The sequence below is a fragment of the Streptomyces chisholmiae genome, from assembly GCF_031845445.1.
Classification (GTDB): Bacteria; Actinomycetota; Actinomycetes; order Streptomycetales; family Streptomycetaceae; genus Streptomyces; species Streptomyces chisholmiae.
On sequence record NZ_JAVREO010000330.1, the window covers coordinates 1 to 255 of the forward strand.

A 255-nucleotide genomic window follows, 5' to 3' on the forward strand; every position below is an offset into this window, starting at 1 on the left:
CGCGGGCTGGTGGGCGTCGGGTGTTGGGTGTGGTGGCGGGGTCGGCGGTGAATCTGGATGGTGCGTCGATTGGTTTGACGGCGCGGTATGGTCCGTCGCAGGAGCGGGTGATTCGGGCTGCGTGGGCCGCGGGTGGGTTGTCGGGTGGGGATGTGGATGTGGTGGAGGGGCATGGGACGGGGACGGTGTTGGGGGACCCGATCGAGGTGGGGGCGTTGTTGGCGACGTATGGGCGGGATCGGGATGTGGAGCGGC

At 69.4% G+C, this 255-nt stretch carries 1 protein-coding gene; it reads left to right on the top strand.

The genetic code is table 11. The annotated features are described in order from the left end of the window. A partial coding sequence (locus tag RM844_RS33425; RefSeq protein WP_311671168.1) for a hypothetical protein occupies positions 1-255 on the top strand: 255 nt, incomplete at both ends.